Genomic DNA, 16,242 nt, shown 5'->3' with positions numbered 1-16,242 from the left:
GTCCAGATGTGCCCTAGCGGCCCATCATGTCCTTGACCATCCGCTGCTGCTCCATGATCTCGCGCTGGCGCTGATCGATCTGCGACGCCAGCGGGAAGTTGCTGCCCGCACGGCGTTTGGCGTAATCCAGCTGCTGGATGGCCTGGTCGAAATCCCCCACCAAGGTGAAGTACTCGGCCCGTGCCCGGTGCAAGCCGATGGTATTGCCCGACAACCCCCGCACTTCGGCAACCTCGTACCACACATCCGGGTCATCCGGCCGGCTCTTGAGCAGGTCGTTAAGTACCTTTTCTGCCTCGGCCGGCTTGTTCTGCTTGACCAGCAGGTCGGCGCGCACCTGTTTCAGCGGGTAATTGCCTGGGTACAGCCCCTGCATCCGTTCGGCGCGCTGCTGTGCATCGGCCAGGCGGTTGTTGGTGATGTCCAGGTCGATCTGCGCCAGGTTGTAGGTAATGTCGTTGGGGGCCTTGGCCAGCAGCGGCTTGAGCAGCTCGCGGGCCTCGTTCAGCTGGCCACCCTTGATCTGCGCCAAGGCCAGGCCATAGCGCGCGGCGTCAAGCTTCGGGTCTTCGTCAAGCTGGGCGCGGAAGCGCTTGGCGGCAAGGCCCGGGGTGCCTTCGTAGGTGAGTGCCACGCGGGCGCGGATCAACTGGTAGCGCTGGGTGTCCTCGATGCCGCCCTTGGGCGCCTGCTCGGCGCGGTTGCGCGTGTCGGCAACCCGCGACTCGGTCACCGGGTGAGTCAGCAGAAATTCTGGCGGCTTGGCATCGTAGCGGTACTGGCGCGCCAGGCGCTCGAACATGCTGGGCATGTTGCGCGGATCGTAACCGGCTTTTTCCAGGTTCTGGATGCCGATGCGGTCGGCTTCCTGTTCATTTTGCCGCGAGAAGCGCCGCTGCTCCTGAATAGCGGCGGCCTGGGTGCCTGCGATCACGCCGATACCGGCGTCGCCGCCACCACCCGCGGCCAGCACGATGCCTGCCAGCAGGGCGGCCATCATCGGCAGTTGCATGCGTTGCTGGGCTTCGACGCCACGGGCGAAGTGGCGCTGCGACAAGTGCGCCAGTTCGTGAGCCAGTACCGAGGCGTATTCGCCCTCGGTCTGGGCATTGAGGAACAGCCCGCCGTTGACCCCGACGATGCCGCCAGGGGCGGCGAAGGCGTTGAGCTCGCGGCTGTCGATCAGGATGAACTCCAGGCGCCGGTCCTGCAACTGGCTGGTTTCCGCCAGGCGGTACACGCTGGTTTCGACGTAGTCCTTGAGCTGCGGGTCGTTCAACTGGTTGACCTGGCCACGCAATAGGCTCAGCCAGGCGCGGCCGAGCTGGTGCTCCTGTTGCGGCGAGACGATCGCAGAGCTGGCATCACCCAGTGATGGCAGGTCGTCAGCATGGCCGGGAAGGGCCATCAGGCAGGCCAGCGTCAACAGGGTAGGGCGCAGTAGATTCATGCACGAAGCTCGCGTCGGGTCAAAGGCCTCTACTGTAGCCCGCTCACACGTTGGCGACCAGTGGCGGTATCCTAGCGGGCCTGTTACCAAAGACGTCTGCCCCGCACGTGGAGAACCCCGATGAGTGACACCCTGACCTGCGACGCCGAACTCGACGCCAGCGGGCTGAACTGCCCGCTGCCACTGCTGAAGGCAAAGATGGAACTCAACCGCCTGGCCAGTGGCGCGGTGCTCAAGGTGATTGCTACCGATGCTGGCTCGCAGCGCGACTTCCGCACTTTTGCCAAGCTGGCCGGTCATACGCTGCTGCATGAAACGGCCGAGGCCGGCACCTACACCTACTGGCTGCGCAAGGCCTGAGTCTCAACCAAGGATCGTCAATGTTCAAAGTGCTTCGCGACTGGATGCAGCGCTATTTCTCCGATGAGGAGGCGGTGGTGCTGGCGGTCCTGCTGGTTCTGGCGTTTACCGCGGTACTGACCCTGGGCGGCATGTTGGCGCCGGTGCTGGCGGGGATGGTGCTGGCGTTTCTGCTGCAAGGCCTGGTCAACGCCCTGGAGCGCCTGCGGGTGCCCACCCGGCTGGCGGTGGCCGTGGTGTTTGCGTTGTTCATGGGGGCACTGGCGGTCATCCTGCTGGTGCTGGTGCCGTTGCTCTGGCATCAGCTGATCACCCTGTTCAACGAGCTGCCCGGCATGCTCGGCAAATGGCAGTCGCTGTTGCTGCTGCTGCCCGAGCGCTACCCGCACCTGGTGTCGGATGAGCAGGTATTGCATGCCATCGAGTCGGTGCGCGGTGAAATCGGCAAGTTCGGCCAGTGGGCACTGACCTTTTCGTTGTCGAGCCTGCCGCTGCTGGTCAACGCGATGATCTACCTGGTGCTGGTGCCGATCCTGGTGTTCTTCTTCCTCAAGGACCGCGAGGTGATCGGGCGTTGGGTGGTGGGTTATCTGCCCCGTGAGCGCACCTTGCTCAACCGCGTGGGCAACGAGATGAACCGGCAGATCGCCAACTACATTCGCGGCAAGGGCATCGAGATTCTGATCTGCGGGGTTGCCACCTATATCGCGTTCATCAGCCTGGGGCTGAACTATGCGGCCTTGCTGGCGTTGCTGGTGGGCTTGTCGGTGGTGGTGCCCTATGTGGGCGCCGTGGTGGTGACCGTGCCGGTGACGTTGATTGCACTGTTCCAGTGGGGCTGGGGCGATCAGTTCATCTACCTGATGACGGTGTACGCGATCATTCAGGCGCTGGATGGCAACGTGCTGGTGCCGTTGCTGTTCTCCGAGGCGGTGAGCCTGCACCCGGTGGCGATCATCTGCGCGGTGCTGCTGTTTGGCGGGTTGTGGGGCTTCTGGGGGATCTTCTTTGCGATCCCGCTGGCAACGCTGTTCAAGGCAGTGCTGGATGCCTGGCCGCGGCAAGAGCCAACAGTGGCGCCGCTGTTGTGATTGTTGGGCCGCACAGCGGCCCCGGCAACCTCAAGCCTTGTTCAACGCCTGAGCCGCCGCCAAGACCGCATCCACATGCCCGGGCACCTTCACCCCACGCCATTCCTGGCGCAGCACACCATCCTTGTCGATCAGGAAGGTGCTGCGGTCCACGCCCATGTACTCCTTGCCATACAGCTTCTTCAGCTTGATCACGTCGAACAGCTGGCACAGGGCCTCGTCCTTGTCGCTGATCAGCTCGAACGGGAAGCCTTGCTTGGCCTTGAAGTTCTCATGCGACTTGAGGCCATCGCGCGATACGCCGAACACCACGGTATTGGCGGCGGCAAAGGCTTCATGCTGATCACGGAAGCCTTGGCCCTGGGTAGTGCAGCCCGGGGTGCTGTCCTTGGGGTAGAAGTACACCACCACCTGGCGGCCCTTGAGCTCGGCAAGGCTGACCGCCTGGCCGCTGGTGGCCTGGGCCTGGAAATCGGCAACGGGTTGGTCGAGTGCTACGGCCATGGGGGCTTCCTTACATGGGGTTCTGTGGGCGCCAAGGCTCGATCAGCGCATCCAGGTTCAAGGCATCGGCAAAGTCCAGGAACTGGTCACGCAGCCAGCTGATCTGGGTGCCGGCCGGCAAAATCACGGTGAACTGGGCGTTGAGCATGCTGCTGCCGGTCTGTGGCGCCAGGTAGGTGTCGCAGGTCATGGCTTCGAGCTCGACACGGTGGTCGAGGAAGAACTGGCACAGCTCGTTGATGATGTCGGGGCGGTAGGCCGCGCTGACATAAGCCACGTAAGGCAGCGCCTGCGGGCGTACCTCCTGGTCGGCGCTGCGCACCACATCGAGGGTCAGGCCGTGCTTTTTGCCCAGGCCAGGCAGGGAGGCTTCAAGACGCGCCAGGGCGTCCCAGCTACCACCGACCTGCAGCACCAGGGCGCTGGTCTCGCCATGGCGGCTCAGGCGCGAGGTGACTACCGCGCAGCGGTTCTCGACGGCAGCGCGGCTGAGGACGTTGGCCAGTTCCATGGGGTTTGGGCCCAGGGCACTGATGACAAGGAATTGTTCGCGGACGGTGGGGGTGGACATGCAGCATTCCTAAAGCGATGAGCGGTCGGTGCAGGACAGGCAAAAGCCTCCAGTCGGCAGTGCCCGGGGCTCGCATGCGAGGTCGTGGACGCCGGCGGGGAGCAAGGTCGACGGCCCGGCGGGCCGCGCTGCACCGATCAAAGGATCAAGGGTAGCGAATTAAGCCGCCGAGGGGAATGCTCCGCCCGCCTGCTTCGCTTGTGCAAGGCCGATGCCCCCAGTACCATTACCGCTCTCTTTTTCCGGCAGGAGCAGTTACATGATTGCGGGCAGTATGGTGGCATTGGTCACTCCCATGGATGCACAAGGGCGTCTTGACTGGGACAGCCTCGGCAAACTTGTAGACTTCCACCTGGAAAACGGCACTCACGCCATCGTCGCCGTCGGTACTACCGGCGAGTCGGCCACCCTGACCGTCGAAGAGCACATCGAGGTCATCGAATTCGTGGTCAAGCGTGTCGCTGGCCGCATCCCGGTCATCGCGGGCACTGGCGCCAACTCCACCTCGGAAGCCGTGCACCTGACCCAGAACGCCAAAAACGCCGGCGCCGACGCCTGCCTGCTGGTCGTGCCGTACTACAACAAGCCGACCCAGGAAGGCTTGTACCAGCACTTCAAGCACATCGCCGAAGCCGTCGACATCCCGCAGATCCTCTACAACGTACCCGGCCGCACCTCCTGCGACATGCAGGCCGAGACCGTGATCCGCCTGTCGACCGTGCCGAACATCATCGGCATCAAGGAAGCCACCGGCGACCTGGCCCGTGCCAAGGCCATCCTCGATGGCGTCAGCAAAGACTTCATCGTCATGTCCGGCGACGACCCGACGGCTGTCGAGCTGATCCTGCTGGGCGGCAAGGGCAACATCTCCGTGACGGCCAACGTCGCCCCGCGCGAAATGGCCGACCTGTGCGAGGCCGCCCTTGAGGGCAATGCCGAGAAGGCCCGCGCAATCAACGAAACACTCATGCCGCTGCACAAAGACCTGTTCTGCGAAGCCAACCCGATTCCGGTGAAATGGGCGCTCGTCGAAATGGGCCTGATGCACAAAGGCATTCGCCTGCCGCTGACCTGGTTGAGCGAAGGCTGTCACGAAAAAGTCCGTACTGCCTTGCGCCAGTCCGGCGTACTGGTTTAATCGAGGAAGTACACCGCATGAAGCGACTGGCTGGTCTTTCCGCCCTTGCCCTGATCATTTCCAGCACCAGCGGTTGCGGCTGGCTGTGGGGCGACGAGGGTTATTTCCGCGACCGCGGCAGCGATTACCTGCAGGCGCACCCGACCGCGCCGATGCAACTGCCGCCGGACGCCAGCAACGTCAAGCGCCTCGACCCGCTGTTGCCTATTCCGCGTAACGTTGCCGATGACAGCGCCACCGGCGAGTTCGAAGTACCGCGTCCGCAACCGCTGACGGCCGGTGCCGAAGTCAGCGACTTCAGCTTGCAACGCAGCGGCAACAGCCGTTGGGTGCTGGCCCAGCGCTCGCCAGCCGAAGTCTGGCCTGCAGCCCGTCAGTTCTTTGAAGACAATGGCTTCCGCATTGCCGAAGAGCGTCCGCAAACCGGCGAATTCAATACCAGTTGGCAGCGTTTCGATGAACTCTCGGCCTCGCTCGGCCAGCGCCTGGCGAGCACCGCCAGCAGCGGCGACAGCGAAGTGCGCGTGCGTGTACGCATGGAGCCCGGCGTGCAGCGCAACACCTCCGAGGTGTACATCGTCAGCGTCGAGCGCCCGGCTGGCAGCACCGCCGAGCCTGGTTTCCCGTCCACCTCCAGCAACACCGGCGCCGATGCCCTGCTGGTTGACGAAATGCTCGCCAGCATGAACCGCAGCGCCGAGAAGGGCGGGTCTGTCTCGCTGCTGGCCGCGCGCGATTTCGATGCGCCAAGCCGCGTCAGCCTGAGCGAAGACGGCAGCGGCAACCCGGTACTGTACCTGGGCGCCGACCTGGATCGCGCCTGGTCCAGCGTGGGCCGTGCCCTGGAGCAAGGTGGCGAGTGGCGTGTCGAAGACATCAACCGCAGCCTGGGCCTGTACTACATCAACCTGTCCGAAAAACCTGACGACAAGCAGAACGAGCCGGGCTTCTTCAGCCGTATGTTCGGCAGTGCACCGACCAAAGAAGAGCGTGAAGCCCGAGCCGAGCGCTACCAGGTACGCCTGAGCAAGGTCGGCGAAAGCGTGCAGGTCACCGTCGAGAAAAACATCAACACCGTGGCTCCGGCCGATGTCGCCCGCCGTGTGCTGAGCGCCATTCAGGACCACCTGGGTTAAGTGCGCTTCGCGGTACTCGGAAGCGGCAGCCAGGGAAACGGCACGCTGATCGCCAGTGGTGACACGTTCATCCTGGTCGATTGCGGGTTCTCCCTGCGTGAGACCGAGCGGCGCCTGGCGCTGCTCGGGGTCTCGGCGGCACAGCTGAGCGCGGTGCTGGTTACCCACGAACATGCCGACCACGTGCATGGGGTGGGGTTGCTGTCGCGGCGCTACAATGTACCGGTCTACCTCAGCCAAGGGACGTTGCGCGGCCTGCGCAAGCCGGTGGAGGTGGCCGGTTTTCTCGCTTGTGGCGACAGCCTGCGCATCGGTGGCCTGGAGGTGACGGCAGCGCGCGTCGAGCACGACGCCTACGAGCCGTTGCAATACGTGCTCAGCGACGGCCGGCGGCGTTTCGGCATGCTCACCGACCTGGGCTCGTACGATGCCTTGTTGCTGGAGCGCTACCAGGGCCTGGATGCCCTGTTGATCGAAGCCAATCACTGCCGCGACATGCTGGCACGCGGTCACTACCCGTCGTTCCTGAAGCAGCGGGTAGGTGGCATGCAAGGGCATTTGAACAATCACCAGGCCGCGCGCCTGGTGGACGAGTTGGGCTGGAGCAACCTGCAACACCTGGTGCTGGCCCACCTCAGCAGCAAGAACAACCTGCCACAACTGGCCCGCCAGTGCTTCGTCGACACCCTTGGGTGCGACCCAGACTGGCTTCAGGTGGCGAATCAGGAACACGGGCTCGACTGGCGCGAAATCGCCTAGCCCAACTACTCAAGCAAGCGGAGCCCATCATGGAAAAACGCGAAGAACTTTACCGCGGCAAGGCCAAATCGGTTTACAAGACCGACGACGCCGACCGCTTGATCCTGCTGTTCCGCAACGACACCTCGGCGTTCGACGGCAAGCGTATCGAACAGCTCGACCGCAAAGGCATGGTGAACAACAAGTTCAACGCCTTCATCATGCAAAAGCTCGAAGAAGCCGGCGTGCCGACCCAGTTCGACAAGCTGCTGGGCGACAACGAGTGCCTGGTGAAGAAGCTCGACATGATCCCGGTCGAGTGCGTGGTGCGTAACTACGCGGCGGGCAGCCTGGTCAAGCGTCTGGGCGTGGAGGAGGGCATCAAGCTGGAGCCGTCCACCTTCGAACTGTTCCTGAAGAACGACGAGAAGGGCGACCCCTTCATTAACGAATCCCACGTTGTCGCGTTCGGCTGGGGCACCGCCGAGCAGCTGGCAGAGATGAAAAAGCTGTCGCTGAAAGTCAACGAAGTGCTGAACAAGCTGTTCGATGACGCAGGCCTGTTGCTGGTCGACTTCAAGCTGGAGTTCGGCGTGTTCCACGGCCAGATCGTCCTGGGCGACGAATTCAGCCCCGACGGCTGCCGCCTGTGGGACAAAGAAACCCGCAAGAAGATGGACAAGGACCGCTTCCGCCAGGGCCTGGGCGACGTGATCGAAGCCTATGAGGAAGTTGCCAAGCGCCTGGGCGTGCCGCTGTAAGCGGCCTGTTCACGCAAGCGCCTGATACCACGCGATTTTTTGAAAATAAAGGTTTGCGTTTTCAGAATTCGCTGGTATGATGCGCGGCATTGGAGAGATGCCGGAGTGGTCGAACGGGACGGATTCGAAATCCGTTGTACTGGCAACAGTACCTAGGGTTCAAATCCCTATCTCTCCGCCATATTAAAGGCCCCGAGCGCTGTATAGCCCTCGGGGTCTTTTTCATTTGGGGGAATTTTGGGGGAATGGGGGAGCGTGTATTTCCCCCAAGCGTTCGCTATCATTTCCCCCATGGCCTACTACGAGAAGCGCGGGGACGCCTGGCGCGCCCAGATCCGCCGCAAAGGATATCCAACCCTTTCAGCCACCTTTGACACCAAGGCAGAAGCCCAGCGATGGGCGGCCGAGATCGAAGGTGATATGTCGCGTGCGCGTTTCGTCGACATGCGCGAGGCCGAGAGCACCACGCTCGCTGAGGCCTTGGACCGCTACCTGTCGGAGGTCACTTCCACCAAGAAGGGCGCCAAGCAGGAGCAGGTTCGCATCAAGAAGTGGAAAGAGCACAAGTTGGCCAGCAAGGGCCTCGCTGCGATCCGCTCGAGCGACATGGCCGCGTACCGCGATGCTGAGCTCAAGGAAGGAAAATCGACCGCAACAGTCCGCCTCAACCTGGCCGTGATCAGCCACCTTTATACGGTGGCCACCAAGGAGTGGGGCATTGAAGGGCTGGCCAACCCGTGCCGGGCGATCCGGATGCCCAAGGGCAGCAAGGAGAGGGATCGTCGCCCAACGCCGGCGGAGCTCGCCGCGCTGTACAAGGCGGCCGGCCAGATGAACGCCCAGTTGCCGGTGTTCATTGAGCTGGCGGTGGAGACTGCGATGCGCCGGTCTGAGCTGCTGATGCTGCGCCGCGACCAGGTGCGCGGCAAAGTGGCCTACTTGGAAGACACCAAGAACGGCGAGAGGCGCGCGGTGCCGCTGTCCTCCCGGGCGATAGCCCTGCTGGAGGGGCTGCCCACGCCGATCGGTGGCGGCCGGTACTTCAACCTGGCCCTCAACACGATCAGCAACTATTTCCCCAGGGCCTGCGTGGCCGCTGGGATTGAAGGTCTACGCCTTCACGACCTTCGCCATGAGGCGACAAGCCGTTTCTTCGAGCGCGGCTTCACCATGATGGAGGTTGCGAGTATCACGGGCCACAAGACCCTGGCGATGCTCAAACGCTATACCCACCTCAGCCCGCAGGACCTCGCCGAAAAGCTCGGCTAGTTCATGCTTATCAAACAAGTCCCATCAAAGGAGTGAAAATGTCGCGCTTGCCTGAAGGTGTTCGCAGATTGTGCGTGGTAGTTGGAGTGGTTTTTGTCGTGGCTATGCTTATCACGTCGGGTAATACGCTGCGTGATTGGTTGGCGTTGCCCGTTGATCGTCTTGCGTTTTCCGCAGTCATTTTTGTTGGCTTTTATCTAAGCCCCTTCATTGTGTGCAGGGTGGCCTTCTGGATAAAAGATGGCTTCACTAAGAGCGGCGCCTGAATAGTACTCAGGCCCATGGTCAAGCCACGGTCCTCAAGGATGGTGGCTCTCTCCGTTTCCGCCCCGGCTTCGGCCTTGTGTGCTCCCCATCCCTGAACTCGCGCAGGAACTTGCGCACGTCCTCTTTCAGCCAGCAGTGCCGATTGCCCATCTTGAAGCTCTTGGGCAGCCACGGCACCCCACGGCGAATCCCCTCCCTGATCGACGCCTCGGTTCGGCCCAGCAGCTTGGCCAGCCCCTCGACCGTCAGCACTTCAGCCTCTTCGCTCATTGCTCGCTCCCGACCTGACACGTCAGGTTTTGGTTGTCACGCGGAACTGTCACGTCAGCTATCAGCTGGTCGCAGCGCTCCACGATCTGATCTAGCAGTTGTTGACGATATGGCCGGTAACCGCTCAGAAACTGCTGGTGCTGGTCAGCCTCCGCTGCTGCGCTGTCACGCAGGCTCTCGAACAGCTCCAAGTCGCAAAGCACCTTTCCGGAAATAGCCTTGCGCAGCGCCTGGTTCTCTGCCTTGAGCTCCTCGAATTCCTCGTCTCGGCTAAGCGCTGGAATCGGGTACGGCTCGCCCGTATGGGATAGCCAGCGGCGATGCCACATAGCGTTAACTCGATCAAGCGCTCGCATGGACTGATCAAAAATCTTTCCGCCGCGCTCGATCTCCGCGATTAGGGCAAGTACGGCAGCAGGATCGGCTGCCGCGATGTACTGAGCCGACTCAAGGGTGAAACCCCAGTTTTCATGGCAGCTAACCCCAGATGGCCCATTGAGGCTGAACATCTTTCGCCCAGAAACCAGGGAGATTCCAGCAAAGAAGATCCCCCAATCCTTGCATTCCTGCGCTTCAGCCAGCGTCTTAAGCTTCTCTTTGTCTACCGCCTTCATGATGCCCCCTGCAGTTCGGTGATAACGGACTGTATGCCGGCTACATAGCTGCCTGGCCGTCCTGCCGTTGCACCAGTCAATCGTTCAACTACCACCTCGACCGGCGAGCCTCTTAGAGAGGCGACCAGCTCAATCGCCCACTTCCTCGCCTCCAAGTACATGAAGCGGTTTATGGGGCCGACCGGGGGCGCTGCCAGGGCTGAGCCCTTGCTTTGCTGATCAGCGCCTTGGGCCGCATGAATCTTTGCGGCCGATCTCGATACGACCGAGTTGACCCGACCGCGACCCCGCTTGAGCCCCATCGATTCGATGATCTCCTTCGCTGCCTGGCTGACATCCCGCTTGCTCATGACTAAGCTCCCGCCGCGATGAGGTTTCGAGCAATGGCCACCATATCGTCATGATCGATACTCTCGGCTTGTGCGGCGTAATCCAGAACGCGCAGGGCCTCGTCTTGGTTGCGAGGCTTGATCTCGGCCAACAGTCCTTGGACAAACCATTCGCGCGCTATGGCCTCATGCATCCCATCACCCCATTCGCCGGCAGCATGGCGCAGGACATACAGTCGTCCCCAGTACGCAATCTCATGCAGGCAATCATCGAGGGTGCCCGGCATCAGGTTGGCGTGCTTGCGGAAGCGCTTGGCCACCTGTGCCTTGTCGTTTTCGAAGTAGCTCTTGAAGCCCTTGCAGCGCTTCAGGGCCTTCTCGCAAAACTGCTCGGCAGGTGTGTCTTCAAAGATCGTCCCGCCTTCGAAGCGAGCCTGCGCCTCTGATGCAAGGGCGGCTTTCTCCAGCGAGCCTTTGGCCAGCCCTTCAAGGTCAGCAAAGCCGAACGAGAACATTACTGCGAAGGGGTTTCCCCCGCTGTTGCGCTTCACATAGTCCACATACCGCTGCTCGATCTCTTTGAGCGGCGTCTTGATCTGCTTGGCAGCGTCCAGGGCTGTGGCGATCGGTCCTGCCTGGCCGGTTTTGATCACCTCCCGCAGCCACAAGACGGCATCCACTTCCTTATTGCCAGTGACGACCTTCTGTTCAGGCAGCACCTGAACTGCTGGTGCCGTCTCCGAACTCGGCCGGATCGGGGGCAGGGTGAAGAGGGCGCGATGCGCCAGGTTGTCAGTCAAATTGATCATGCTATCCCCCGGAAGTGATCGGCAAGAACCCGGCGCCCGTCCAAACCGCAAGCGGAAGACAGGTCCAGCACCTGGCCAAAGGTGGTTTCACGTTGCTGTAGGGCTTCCCACAGCTTCAGCAGCAGGCCGGCCTGACTCATGGCTGCTGCACCTGAATGTCTTGCTGGCCCTGCATCTGGTTCGCCAGCACCAGAGCCCCGAGCAGCACATGCTGGCGTTGCTGCAGGTCCAGATACTCGCGGATGGCCTTCACGATCAGGCTGTTCATGCTTCGGTCGTCAGCGTTGGCCGCCATCGCTACCTGGTCGCGCATACCATCTGGCAGGCGTACAACGAATTTGTCCGCGTCGCGGGAGCCGTATTCAAAGGCCATGACGCACCTCCTGCTCTTTCTGCGCCTGGATGCGCTCGTAGATTTCCTGGCGGTGCACTTCAACGTCCGACGGCGCTTCAATACCCAGGCGAACCTGCATGCCGTTGACGCCAAGGACGGTGACGGTGATGTCGTCGTTGATGCGGATGGTTTCGCCTACGCGGCGAGTTAGGATGAGCATGATTAACTCCTGTGAGGGTGAGGGCGGCACCGCCGCCCCTCCATATCACTGCGCAGTGCGCAGCTCGTTACGGGGCACCCAGCCGGCGTGGGTCTTCACCATGCAGCCGACATAGGGGGCGAACTTGGTCTGCCGCTCGGTCTGGTAGCCGTACCATTGGCAAGACCCCCAGTTCACAGCCGCGGCGATTGCGAGCGCGCACAGGGCAAGCCCTACCACCGCGCCCAGGCCTATGTGCTTGCGCTTCAAGCCTCGATACCGAAGTCTTTGGGGCGCAAGCCCAGTTGCACACCAACCTCGGCCAGGACCTTGAGTTCTTCGGGGCTGATGTTTCCGTCGCCCTCGGCAACAGTGATCATGTTCACGAACACCTCCTCGGCATCGAGAGGGTTGTTCTTGATGTCCGCGATCTCGCGCATGATGTTCATGCGCCCCAGGCGGAAGCCGGCCTGCAGTTGTTCAGTGAAGAGGTTCACGGTGGCAGTGATCTCTTGGCCGAAGTGCTCCAAGTTCTTGTTTGCCCGGATCTGAATGTCGATCTGAGCCGCCTCGTTCTTGCTGATCTCGCCGTCAGCCGCCGCCACCAGCAGGCAACCACCGACGATGGCTTGCATCAGGTCACGGTTTTCCAGCTTCTTGACTGCGCGCTTGGCGCCGAACAGTTTCTTTCCAATACCGAACATGGGTCTTTCCTCTTGGGTTGGTGGAGCTTTTCTTCAGGCAAGCCGGTGGCCTGCCGCGTTTGTTGGCTTTCGCAAAAGTCAGGGTTGGATCAGGTCAGGCGGATGGCTCTATTCAGCTGAGAGAGCTGTCAGCGCGTCGTGCTGCTACTCGTAACTCGACTTTGCGCCCTTGTCCTCCGCCTCGGCGTACACGGGTAAATTCCTGGTCATCCATTACCGCGTTCGTAACTAGGACGGCGCACATGATCATGGCAAGTCTCCTGGCGATTCCGCGACAGAACAGTTCGGTCGGCACTGCAGACCGGCTACTGATGCCCAGTTTGTAGAAAATTCTCTCGACCGACTTCTTCACGGTCGCCGGCGAGCAAGACAGCTCTTGCGCGATTTCCTTGTTGCCTAGGCCGCAGCAAATGGCTAGGGCTGCTTTCAGCTCTTGCGCAGCGAGGATGCCGATGTTGCCTTCCATGCTCCTGAAGTTGATCACGCCGTTCATTTGCCACCTCCTTGTGTAAGTAGATGAGCCAAAATATAAGCAGATTGATAAGGCTGCGCAAGCATTCAGCTTATATTTTTTATCAGCAGAGTGATTTCCCCGATCGGCGGGCACAAAAAAGCCCGGATTCACCGGGCTTTGGGAAGGATTATCGACTAGAAAAAGGACGCGCCCCAGAAGACTCTGCCAAGCACCTCAATTGAGTTTTCGCTCATCTCCTCTGGGGTATAGCTCTCGTCTGGGTGTTCGCTCTGGTTGAAGCTGCGCAGCCGGATGCCACCTCCAGGAATTCTGTACAGGACCTTCACCCGAAGCTGGCCATCGTGTTTCAGGGCGTACATTTTGCCGTCGACAATCTGTTTCTGCCCCATGTTCACTCCAACCGTGCTGCCGTTCGGGAGTACCGGCTCCATGGAGTTACCAGAGACGATAACGCAAACAGCTTGGTCAAACTGGACATTGTGTGCGCGCAGAGAGCGCTTACCGAATCTCAGCTTGGTGGAGGTGCTTCTCTCGATCACAGTGCGCCCGCTCCCTGCGGAGAGTTCAACCTCTCTCAAAAAAGGTACTTCTACCTCATCGTCATCCAGTGGCGTGTCGTCATCCCATACGCTGATGGGCGATACACCTGGGCCAAAGGGTCTTTCTTCATCCGGCTGCTCTGCCTCGGCCAGGGCTTGGTGGTAGCCAATCCTGAATTCCTCCTCGGCCACACCGCCACCCTGACCTGGCGCATGGAGCATTCCGCCGGCGCCGGCTGCCAGCCACACCGCCGACACCCCGCATGCGTCCGCTATTTGGAACAGGTAGGTCGAACGCTGGGTCTTGCCAGATTCGAGTTGGCTGATGGCGGTTTGCGCTATGCCCACCTTTTCGGCGAGATCCTTTTGGGTGAGGCCGGCATGCTGCCTAGCTTGCTTGATACGTTCAGAAAGATTCATCCGCTGATCCTATAAAGATACTTATCTGCTTGCAAAGAAGTCTTCTTCTGTGCAGCATATAAATTGACTTATTAGAGGCCCGTTCGATGGCTCGTTCTATCAGCAAGCTGATACAGCATTTCGGCACCCAATCGTTGACCGCGAAGGCCCTGGGCGTTTCCCAGGCCACTGTTTCGTACTGGCTTTCTGGGTCCGTGAAGATCAGCGCTGAAAAGGCATTTCTTGCCGAGCTTGCCACCGGTGGCGCCATTAGCGCCGCGTCCCTGTGCCCTCTGATTGCTCAAGTCGAAGCTCGCCACAAGGTAGGTGAATCATCCGGCAAATTTGCCGCTGACGCACCTGGGCCTGTTGGCTCTGTATACCCATCCAGTAATTCGCAGGCTCATTCATGAACGGCTTCGACGCCAAGTTTTTGCTGTCTGGCTGACTTTTCACCGGGCAACAAAAAACCCGCTGTAGGAAGCGGGTTTCTCATGCCACTCGGTAGGACGAGTGGTTCAAATCGCATCGTCTGTAGGAGACGAGGTTATGCCACAACCGAAAAATAACACCACCACTACTGCTGCGCAAGCAATCCTCACCACCAAAGTTGGTTTCCTAAATGCCCCTATCAGCCCGGTAGCTGACCAGTTGCTCAGCGTTGACGCCGGGATGAATGCCGAAGACGCCCTGCGTGCGGCCCGCACCCTTTCTTCCGGGCTGAGCCAGATCTGCCAGCACATGCACGACAGCCTGAACATGGGCGAGATGGCGTACTGCGATGGCATGGCGGCGCTGAGTTTCCTGGGGGAGACCGTCAGCGCACTTGTTTGGTCGGTTGAGAAGAGCGTGGCCACTGCAGCTGGGCGCGGAGGTGATCAATGACCACTTCGCCAACCGTTGCGGACGTGGCCGCCGAAGCCGAGTTTCAATTGCTCGCAGCTCGAGACCATCTTGTCTGGCTTGCTGGCTTAGCCAGCGCCATCCGCCTGAGTCATTTACATGAGGGCGGTCGCAATGTCGAAGCACTCGCAGGCCTAGCCAAGTTTCTTGATGACACTGGCTTCACCGGCGTTGATAGCGCCATTGAGGACTTCAGGAAGATCGCCAGCGATCACGCCGCGCCACAAAAACCGACCCCGCAGAATCGTGGCGCAGGAGGTGCCGCATGCTGACCGTTCGAACTGAACTGATGCCAGTGCCGGCTGTTGGGGTGATGGTGCCGGACGTGACTCTATCCGCAGAGGACATCGCCAAGTTCAATGAGGCCCGCGAGGCGTTCCGAGCCATCAAAACTCTGTACTGGTCAAAAGTTGTCCCAGGGCTAGGTGGCTTCGATAACCCGGTAGTGTGCGAGCTGGAGCGCCTCATGGAGCGAGTCGTCTTCGACACGCGCAACTTCCTGTACCCACACCGCGCCGCGGCTGCCTTCCATGATGCAAAAGATGTGGGAGGTGCTGCATGAGCAACGTTATCAATTTCCCCGCCGCCCCCGCAGCTGAGGTGATCGACGAAGCCTTCTTCGAGAAGTTCGCCGATGCTGCCCTGCTGATGACGTGCTTCGAGACCGTCGCCAACGCCATCGAGGTGGTGGAGGAAGGCGTCAAGATCCATGAGCGCGACGAAACGCACGTCAGCCTCATTGAGGCATGCATGGCGCTGGCGGTGCTCTTCCGTAGGCGGACTGGCCATGCCGTGCAGACTGTTTCTGCTGATCACCTGGAGAAGCAGCGCCAGGCGCTGTTGGCGGGAGAAGTGATCAGTTCGCTGCCAATCCCTATCCGCCCGCCTGAGCTCAAGCCGTTGCCCGCGTCTGCTTTTGCCGGCCTGGCCGATCTGGAGCTGGCGCAGGCTGGATTCAACTACATCAGGCGTGTCGGTGAGCTCATCAACGGGAATTGCCCTCAGCTGGTTGAGCTGGACCTGGCGAGAGCCCACTCGGTTGACGCCTTGAACGCATACAGCCAACTGATTTCCCGGCTTGCTGGCAGTGCTGCACAGGATGTGAGTGCTTCTCTTCCGGCCATCACCGGTCCCTCATCGGAGACCCTCCAATGACCACGACCCCAAACCATGCCCAGGTTCTCCCGCAGCGCGCGGGCGCGTCGATCATCACCGGCCCTTGGCCAAGCTATGCCGCCTTCCGAGGCCTACCAGAGCGCGAGCGTTGGGTGCTGTACGGAAGCGCGAAGGCTTATCGCGAGGCGCTGGAGCTTCAGGGTTTCCAGATGGCCGAGAGCTACGACCAGTTTGTCCAGCGGGTGACCGCCGAGCTGGAGATTTGA

General features: G+C 61.0%; 28 protein-coding genes and 1 tRNA gene. 15 read left to right on the top strand and 14 right to left on the bottom strand.

The window, feature by feature from the left end:
- Positions 1–13: 13 nt before the first annotated feature.
- The gene (locus LJX93_RS20465; RefSeq protein WP_033699831.1) at positions 14–1,450 is read right to left on the bottom strand and encodes a M48 family metalloprotease; all 1,437 of its coding nucleotides are present in this window, start codon (positions 1,448–1,450) and stop codon (positions 14–16) included.
- 120 nt (positions 1,451–1,570) lie between these two features.
- Between LJX93_RS20465 and LJX93_RS20460 the strand changes: the two genes are divergently transcribed.
- Entirely contained in the window at positions 1,571–1,810 is a 240-nt protein-coding gene (locus tag LJX93_RS20460; protein WP_027594652.1) for a sulfurtransferase TusA family protein, read from the top strand.
- A gap of 20 nt (positions 1,811–1,830) precedes the next feature.
- A complete protein-coding gene (locus LJX93_RS20455; RefSeq protein ID WP_033699830.1) occupies positions 1,831–2,901 on the top strand; it encodes an AI-2E family transporter in 1,071 nt (356 codons plus the stop codon).
- A gap of 30 nt (positions 2,902–2,931) precedes the next feature.
- Here LJX93_RS20455 and LJX93_RS20450 read toward each other — a convergent pair whose 3' ends face one another.
- Both LJX93_RS20450 and LJX93_RS20445 read right to left on the bottom strand, forming a co-directional pair.
- Positions 2,932–3,405, bottom strand: a complete 474-nt coding sequence (locus LJX93_RS20450; protein ID WP_156311203.1) for a peroxiredoxin — start codon at positions 3,403–3,405, stop codon at positions 2,932–2,934.
- A 10-nt stretch (positions 3,406–3,415) separates the two neighbouring features.
- Positions 3,416–3,976 (bottom strand): glycine cleavage system protein R, encoded by a 561-nt coding sequence (locus LJX93_RS20445; RefSeq protein ID WP_033699827.1) that lies wholly within the window; start codon positions 3,974–3,976, stop codon positions 3,416–3,418.
- Positions 3,977–4,235: 259 nt separating this feature from the next.
- Here LJX93_RS20445 and dapA point away from each other — a divergent pair, with 259 nt between their 5' ends.
- The 7 genes from dapA to LJX93_RS20410 all read left to right on the top strand — a co-directional run bounded on the left by dapA (position 4,236) and on the right by LJX93_RS20410 (position 9,284).
- Positions 4,236–5,114, top strand: coding sequence for a 4-hydroxy-tetrahydrodipicolinate synthase (gene dapA, locus LJX93_RS20440; protein WP_033699825.1), 879 nt, complete (start codon positions 4,236–4,238; stop codon positions 5,112–5,114).
- A 17-nt stretch (positions 5,115–5,131) separates the two neighbouring features.
- Positions 5,132–6,250 (top strand): outer membrane protein assembly factor BamC, encoded by a 1,119-nt coding sequence (gene bamC / locus LJX93_RS20435; RefSeq protein ID WP_047583250.1) that lies wholly within the window; start codon positions 5,132–5,134, stop codon positions 6,248–6,250.
- A complete protein-coding gene (locus tag LJX93_RS20430; RefSeq protein ID WP_033699821.1) occupies positions 6,251–7,009 on the top strand; it encodes an MBL fold metallo-hydrolase in 759 nt (252 codons plus the stop codon).
- A gap of 29 nt (positions 7,010–7,038) precedes the next feature.
- Entirely contained in the window at positions 7,039–7,749 is a 711-nt protein-coding gene (gene purC / locus LJX93_RS20425; RefSeq protein ID WP_012315794.1) for a phosphoribosylaminoimidazolesuccinocarboxamide synthase, read from the top strand.
- A gap of 91 nt (positions 7,750–7,840) precedes the next feature.
- Positions 7,841–7,930: transfer RNA gene (locus tag LJX93_RS20420), tRNA-Ser, on the top strand.
- 110 nt (positions 7,931–8,040) lie between these two features.
- Positions 8,041–9,018 carry an integrase gene (locus tag LJX93_RS20415; protein WP_054913478.1) on the top strand — a complete coding sequence of 326 codons (978 nt, stop codon included), beginning with the start codon at positions 8,041–8,043 and terminating at the stop codon, positions 9,016–9,018.
- A 38-nt stretch (positions 9,019–9,056) separates the two neighbouring features.
- A complete protein-coding gene (locus LJX93_RS20410; protein ID WP_227696378.1) occupies positions 9,057–9,284 on the top strand; it encodes a hypothetical protein in 228 nt (75 codons plus the stop codon).
- A gap of 19 nt (positions 9,285–9,303) precedes the next feature.
- On the opposite strand, the gene LJX93_RS20405 is transcribed toward LJX93_RS20410, so the two are convergent.
- From LJX93_RS20405 to LJX93_RS20355, 11 genes are all read right to left on the bottom strand, one after another.
- Entirely contained in the window at positions 9,304–9,555 is a 252-nt protein-coding gene (locus tag LJX93_RS20405) for a helix-turn-helix transcriptional regulator (RefSeq protein WP_227696377.1), read from the bottom strand.
- A complete protein-coding gene (locus tag LJX93_RS20400; protein ID WP_227696376.1) occupies positions 9,552–10,169 on the bottom strand; it encodes a hypothetical protein in 618 nt (205 codons plus the stop codon). Before LJX93_RS20400 ends, LJX93_RS20405 begins: the two co-directional genes overlap by 4 nt.
- On the bottom strand, positions 10,166–10,519 hold the full coding sequence (locus tag LJX93_RS20395) for a hypothetical protein (protein ID WP_227696375.1): 354 nt from the start codon (positions 10,517–10,519) through the stop codon (positions 10,166–10,168). The genes LJX93_RS20400 and LJX93_RS20395 overlap by 4 nt, the downstream gene beginning before the upstream one ends.
- 2 nt (positions 10,520–10,521) lie before the next feature.
- A complete protein-coding gene (locus tag LJX93_RS20390; protein ID WP_227696374.1) occupies positions 10,522–11,307 on the bottom strand; it encodes a hypothetical protein in 786 nt (261 codons plus the stop codon).
- Complete coding sequence (locus tag LJX93_RS20385) at positions 11,304–11,447, bottom strand: hypothetical protein (protein ID WP_227696373.1); 144 nt, start codon at positions 11,445–11,447, stop codon at positions 11,304–11,306. The genes LJX93_RS20390 and LJX93_RS20385 overlap by 4 nt, the downstream gene beginning before the upstream one ends.
- Positions 11,444–11,680 (bottom strand): Arc family DNA-binding protein, encoded by a 237-nt coding sequence (locus LJX93_RS20380; RefSeq protein WP_227696372.1) that lies wholly within the window; start codon positions 11,678–11,680, stop codon positions 11,444–11,446. Before LJX93_RS20380 ends, LJX93_RS20385 begins: the two co-directional genes overlap by 4 nt.
- Positions 11,670–11,861 carry a carbon storage regulator CsrA gene (gene csrA / locus LJX93_RS20375; RefSeq protein WP_227696371.1) on the bottom strand — a complete coding sequence of 64 codons (192 nt, stop codon included), beginning with the start codon at positions 11,859–11,861 and terminating at the stop codon, positions 11,670–11,672. The genes LJX93_RS20380 and csrA overlap by 11 nt, the downstream gene beginning before the upstream one ends.
- A gap of 45 nt (positions 11,862–11,906) precedes the next feature.
- Positions 11,907–12,110 carry a hypothetical protein gene (locus LJX93_RS20370; RefSeq protein ID WP_227696370.1) on the bottom strand — a complete coding sequence of 68 codons (204 nt, stop codon included), beginning with the start codon at positions 12,108–12,110 and terminating at the stop codon, positions 11,907–11,909.
- Complete coding sequence (locus LJX93_RS20365; protein ID WP_016489238.1) at positions 12,107–12,544, bottom strand: tellurite resistance TerB family protein; 438 nt, start codon at positions 12,542–12,544, stop codon at positions 12,107–12,109. The genes LJX93_RS20370 and LJX93_RS20365 overlap by 4 nt, the downstream gene beginning before the upstream one ends.
- 112 nt (positions 12,545–12,656) lie before the next feature.
- Positions 12,657–13,037: a response regulator transcription factor gene (locus tag LJX93_RS20360; protein ID WP_227696369.1), complete on the bottom strand. Its 381-nt coding sequence runs from the start codon at positions 13,035–13,037 to the stop codon at positions 12,657–12,659.
- Positions 13,038–13,192: 155 nt separating this feature from the next.
- Positions 13,193–13,978: an XRE family transcriptional regulator gene (locus LJX93_RS20355; protein WP_227696368.1), complete on the bottom strand. Its 786-nt coding sequence runs from the start codon at positions 13,976–13,978 to the stop codon at positions 13,193–13,195.
- Between the two features lie 86 nt (positions 13,979–14,064).
- Between LJX93_RS20355 and LJX93_RS27380 the strand changes: the two genes are divergently transcribed.
- From LJX93_RS27380 to LJX93_RS20325, 6 genes are all read left to right on the top strand, one after another.
- Positions 14,065–14,370: a transcriptional regulator gene (locus LJX93_RS27380; RefSeq protein ID WP_320442642.1), complete on the top strand. Its 306-nt coding sequence runs from the start codon at positions 14,065–14,067 to the stop codon at positions 14,368–14,370.
- Between the two features lie 136 nt (positions 14,371–14,506).
- On the top strand, positions 14,507–14,842 hold the full coding sequence (locus LJX93_RS20345; protein ID WP_227696367.1) for a hypothetical protein: 336 nt from the start codon (positions 14,507–14,509) through the stop codon (positions 14,840–14,842).
- The gene (locus LJX93_RS20340; RefSeq protein WP_227696366.1) at positions 14,839–15,132 is read left to right on the top strand and encodes a hypothetical protein; all 294 of its coding nucleotides are present in this window, start codon (positions 14,839–14,841) and stop codon (positions 15,130–15,132) included. Before LJX93_RS20345 ends, LJX93_RS20340 begins: the two co-directional genes overlap by 4 nt.
- Complete coding sequence (locus tag LJX93_RS20335; RefSeq protein ID WP_227696365.1) at positions 15,126–15,422, top strand: hypothetical protein; 297 nt, start codon at positions 15,126–15,128, stop codon at positions 15,420–15,422. Before LJX93_RS20340 ends, LJX93_RS20335 begins: the two co-directional genes overlap by 7 nt.
- Positions 15,419–16,015, top strand: coding sequence for a hypothetical protein (locus LJX93_RS20330; RefSeq protein ID WP_227696364.1), 597 nt, complete (start codon positions 15,419–15,421; stop codon positions 16,013–16,015). Before LJX93_RS20335 ends, LJX93_RS20330 begins: the two co-directional genes overlap by 4 nt.
- Positions 16,012–16,242, top strand: a complete 231-nt coding sequence (locus tag LJX93_RS20325; protein WP_227696363.1) for a hypothetical protein — start codon at positions 16,012–16,014, stop codon at positions 16,240–16,242. The genes LJX93_RS20330 and LJX93_RS20325 overlap by 4 nt, the downstream gene beginning before the upstream one ends.

Source organism: Pseudomonas sp. HN2-3, from assembly GCF_020691745.1.
GTDB lineage: Bacteria > Pseudomonadota > Gammaproteobacteria > Pseudomonadales > Pseudomonadaceae > Aquipseudomonas > Aquipseudomonas capeferrum.
Note: the sequence above shows the minus strand (reverse complement) of the source record. Positions and strands in the feature narration are given on the sequence as shown.

Bases quoted from the DNA above. Each gene is read 5' to 3' on its own strand.
- LJX93_RS20465 (WP_033699831.1), bottom strand. From the start codon at position 1,450: ATGAATCTACTGCGCCCTACCCTGTTGACGCTGGCCTGCCTGATGGCC.
- LJX93_RS20460 (WP_027594652.1), top strand. From the start codon at position 1,571: ATGAGTGACACCCTGACCTGCGACGCCGAACTCGACGCCAGCGGGCTG.
- LJX93_RS20455 (WP_033699830.1), top strand. From the start codon at position 1,831: ATGTTCAAAGTGCTTCGCGACTGGATGCAGCGCTATTTCTCCGATGAG.
- LJX93_RS20450 (WP_156311203.1), bottom strand. From the start codon at position 3,405: ATGGCCGTAGCACTCGACCAACCCGTTGCCGATTTCCAGGCCCAGGCC.
- LJX93_RS20445 (WP_033699827.1), bottom strand. From the start codon at position 3,976: ATGTCCACCCCCACCGTCCGCGAACAATTCCTTGTCATCAGTGCCCTG.
- dapA (WP_033699825.1), top strand. From the start codon at position 4,236: ATGATTGCGGGCAGTATGGTGGCATTGGTCACTCCCATGGATGCACAA.
- bamC (WP_047583250.1), top strand. From the start codon at position 5,132: ATGAAGCGACTGGCTGGTCTTTCCGCCCTTGCCCTGATCATTTCCAGC.
- purC (WP_012315794.1), top strand. From the start codon at position 7,039: ATGGAAAAACGCGAAGAACTTTACCGCGGCAAGGCCAAATCGGTTTAC.
- LJX93_RS20415 (WP_054913478.1), top strand. From the start codon at position 8,041: ATGGCCTACTACGAGAAGCGCGGGGACGCCTGGCGCGCCCAGATCCGC.
- LJX93_RS20410 (WP_227696378.1), top strand. From the start codon at position 9,057: ATGTCGCGCTTGCCTGAAGGTGTTCGCAGATTGTGCGTGGTAGTTGGA.
- LJX93_RS20405 (WP_227696377.1), bottom strand. From the start codon at position 9,555: ATGAGCGAAGAGGCTGAAGTGCTGACGGTCGAGGGGCTGGCCAAGCTG.
- LJX93_RS20400 (WP_227696376.1), bottom strand. From the start codon at position 10,169: ATGAAGGCGGTAGACAAAGAGAAGCTTAAGACGCTGGCTGAAGCGCAG.
- LJX93_RS20395 (WP_227696375.1), bottom strand. From the start codon at position 10,519: ATGAGCAAGCGGGATGTCAGCCAGGCAGCGAAGGAGATCATCGAATCG.
- LJX93_RS20390 (WP_227696374.1), bottom strand. From the start codon at position 11,307: ATGATCAATTTGACTGACAACCTGGCGCATCGCGCCCTCTTCACCCTG.
- LJX93_RS20385 (WP_227696373.1), bottom strand. From the start codon at position 11,447: ATGAGTCAGGCCGGCCTGCTGCTGAAGCTGTGGGAAGCCCTACAGCAA.
- LJX93_RS20380 (WP_227696372.1), bottom strand. From the start codon at position 11,680: ATGGCCTTTGAATACGGCTCCCGCGACGCGGACAAATTCGTTGTACGC.
- csrA (WP_227696371.1), bottom strand. From the start codon at position 11,861: ATGCTCATCCTAACTCGCCGCGTAGGCGAAACCATCCGCATCAACGAC.
- LJX93_RS20365 (WP_016489238.1), bottom strand. From the start codon at position 12,544: ATGTTCGGTATTGGAAAGAAACTGTTCGGCGCCAAGCGCGCAGTCAAG.
- LJX93_RS20360 (WP_227696369.1), bottom strand. From the start codon at position 13,037: ATGAACGGCGTGATCAACTTCAGGAGCATGGAAGGCAACATCGGCATC.
- LJX93_RS20355 (WP_227696368.1), bottom strand. From the start codon at position 13,978: ATGAATCTTTCTGAACGTATCAAGCAAGCTAGGCAGCATGCCGGCCTC.
- LJX93_RS27380 (WP_320442642.1), top strand. From the start codon at position 14,065: ATGGCTCGTTCTATCAGCAAGCTGATACAGCATTTCGGCACCCAATCG.
- LJX93_RS20345 (WP_227696367.1), top strand. From the start codon at position 14,507: ATGCCACAACCGAAAAATAACACCACCACTACTGCTGCGCAAGCAATC.
- LJX93_RS20340 (WP_227696366.1), top strand. From the start codon at position 14,839: ATGACCACTTCGCCAACCGTTGCGGACGTGGCCGCCGAAGCCGAGTTT.
- LJX93_RS20335 (WP_227696365.1), top strand. From the start codon at position 15,126: ATGCTGACCGTTCGAACTGAACTGATGCCAGTGCCGGCTGTTGGGGTG.
- LJX93_RS20330 (WP_227696364.1), top strand. From the start codon at position 15,419: ATGAGCAACGTTATCAATTTCCCCGCCGCCCCCGCAGCTGAGGTGATC.
- LJX93_RS20325 (WP_227696363.1), top strand. From the start codon at position 16,012: ATGACCACGACCCCAAACCATGCCCAGGTTCTCCCGCAGCGCGCGGGC.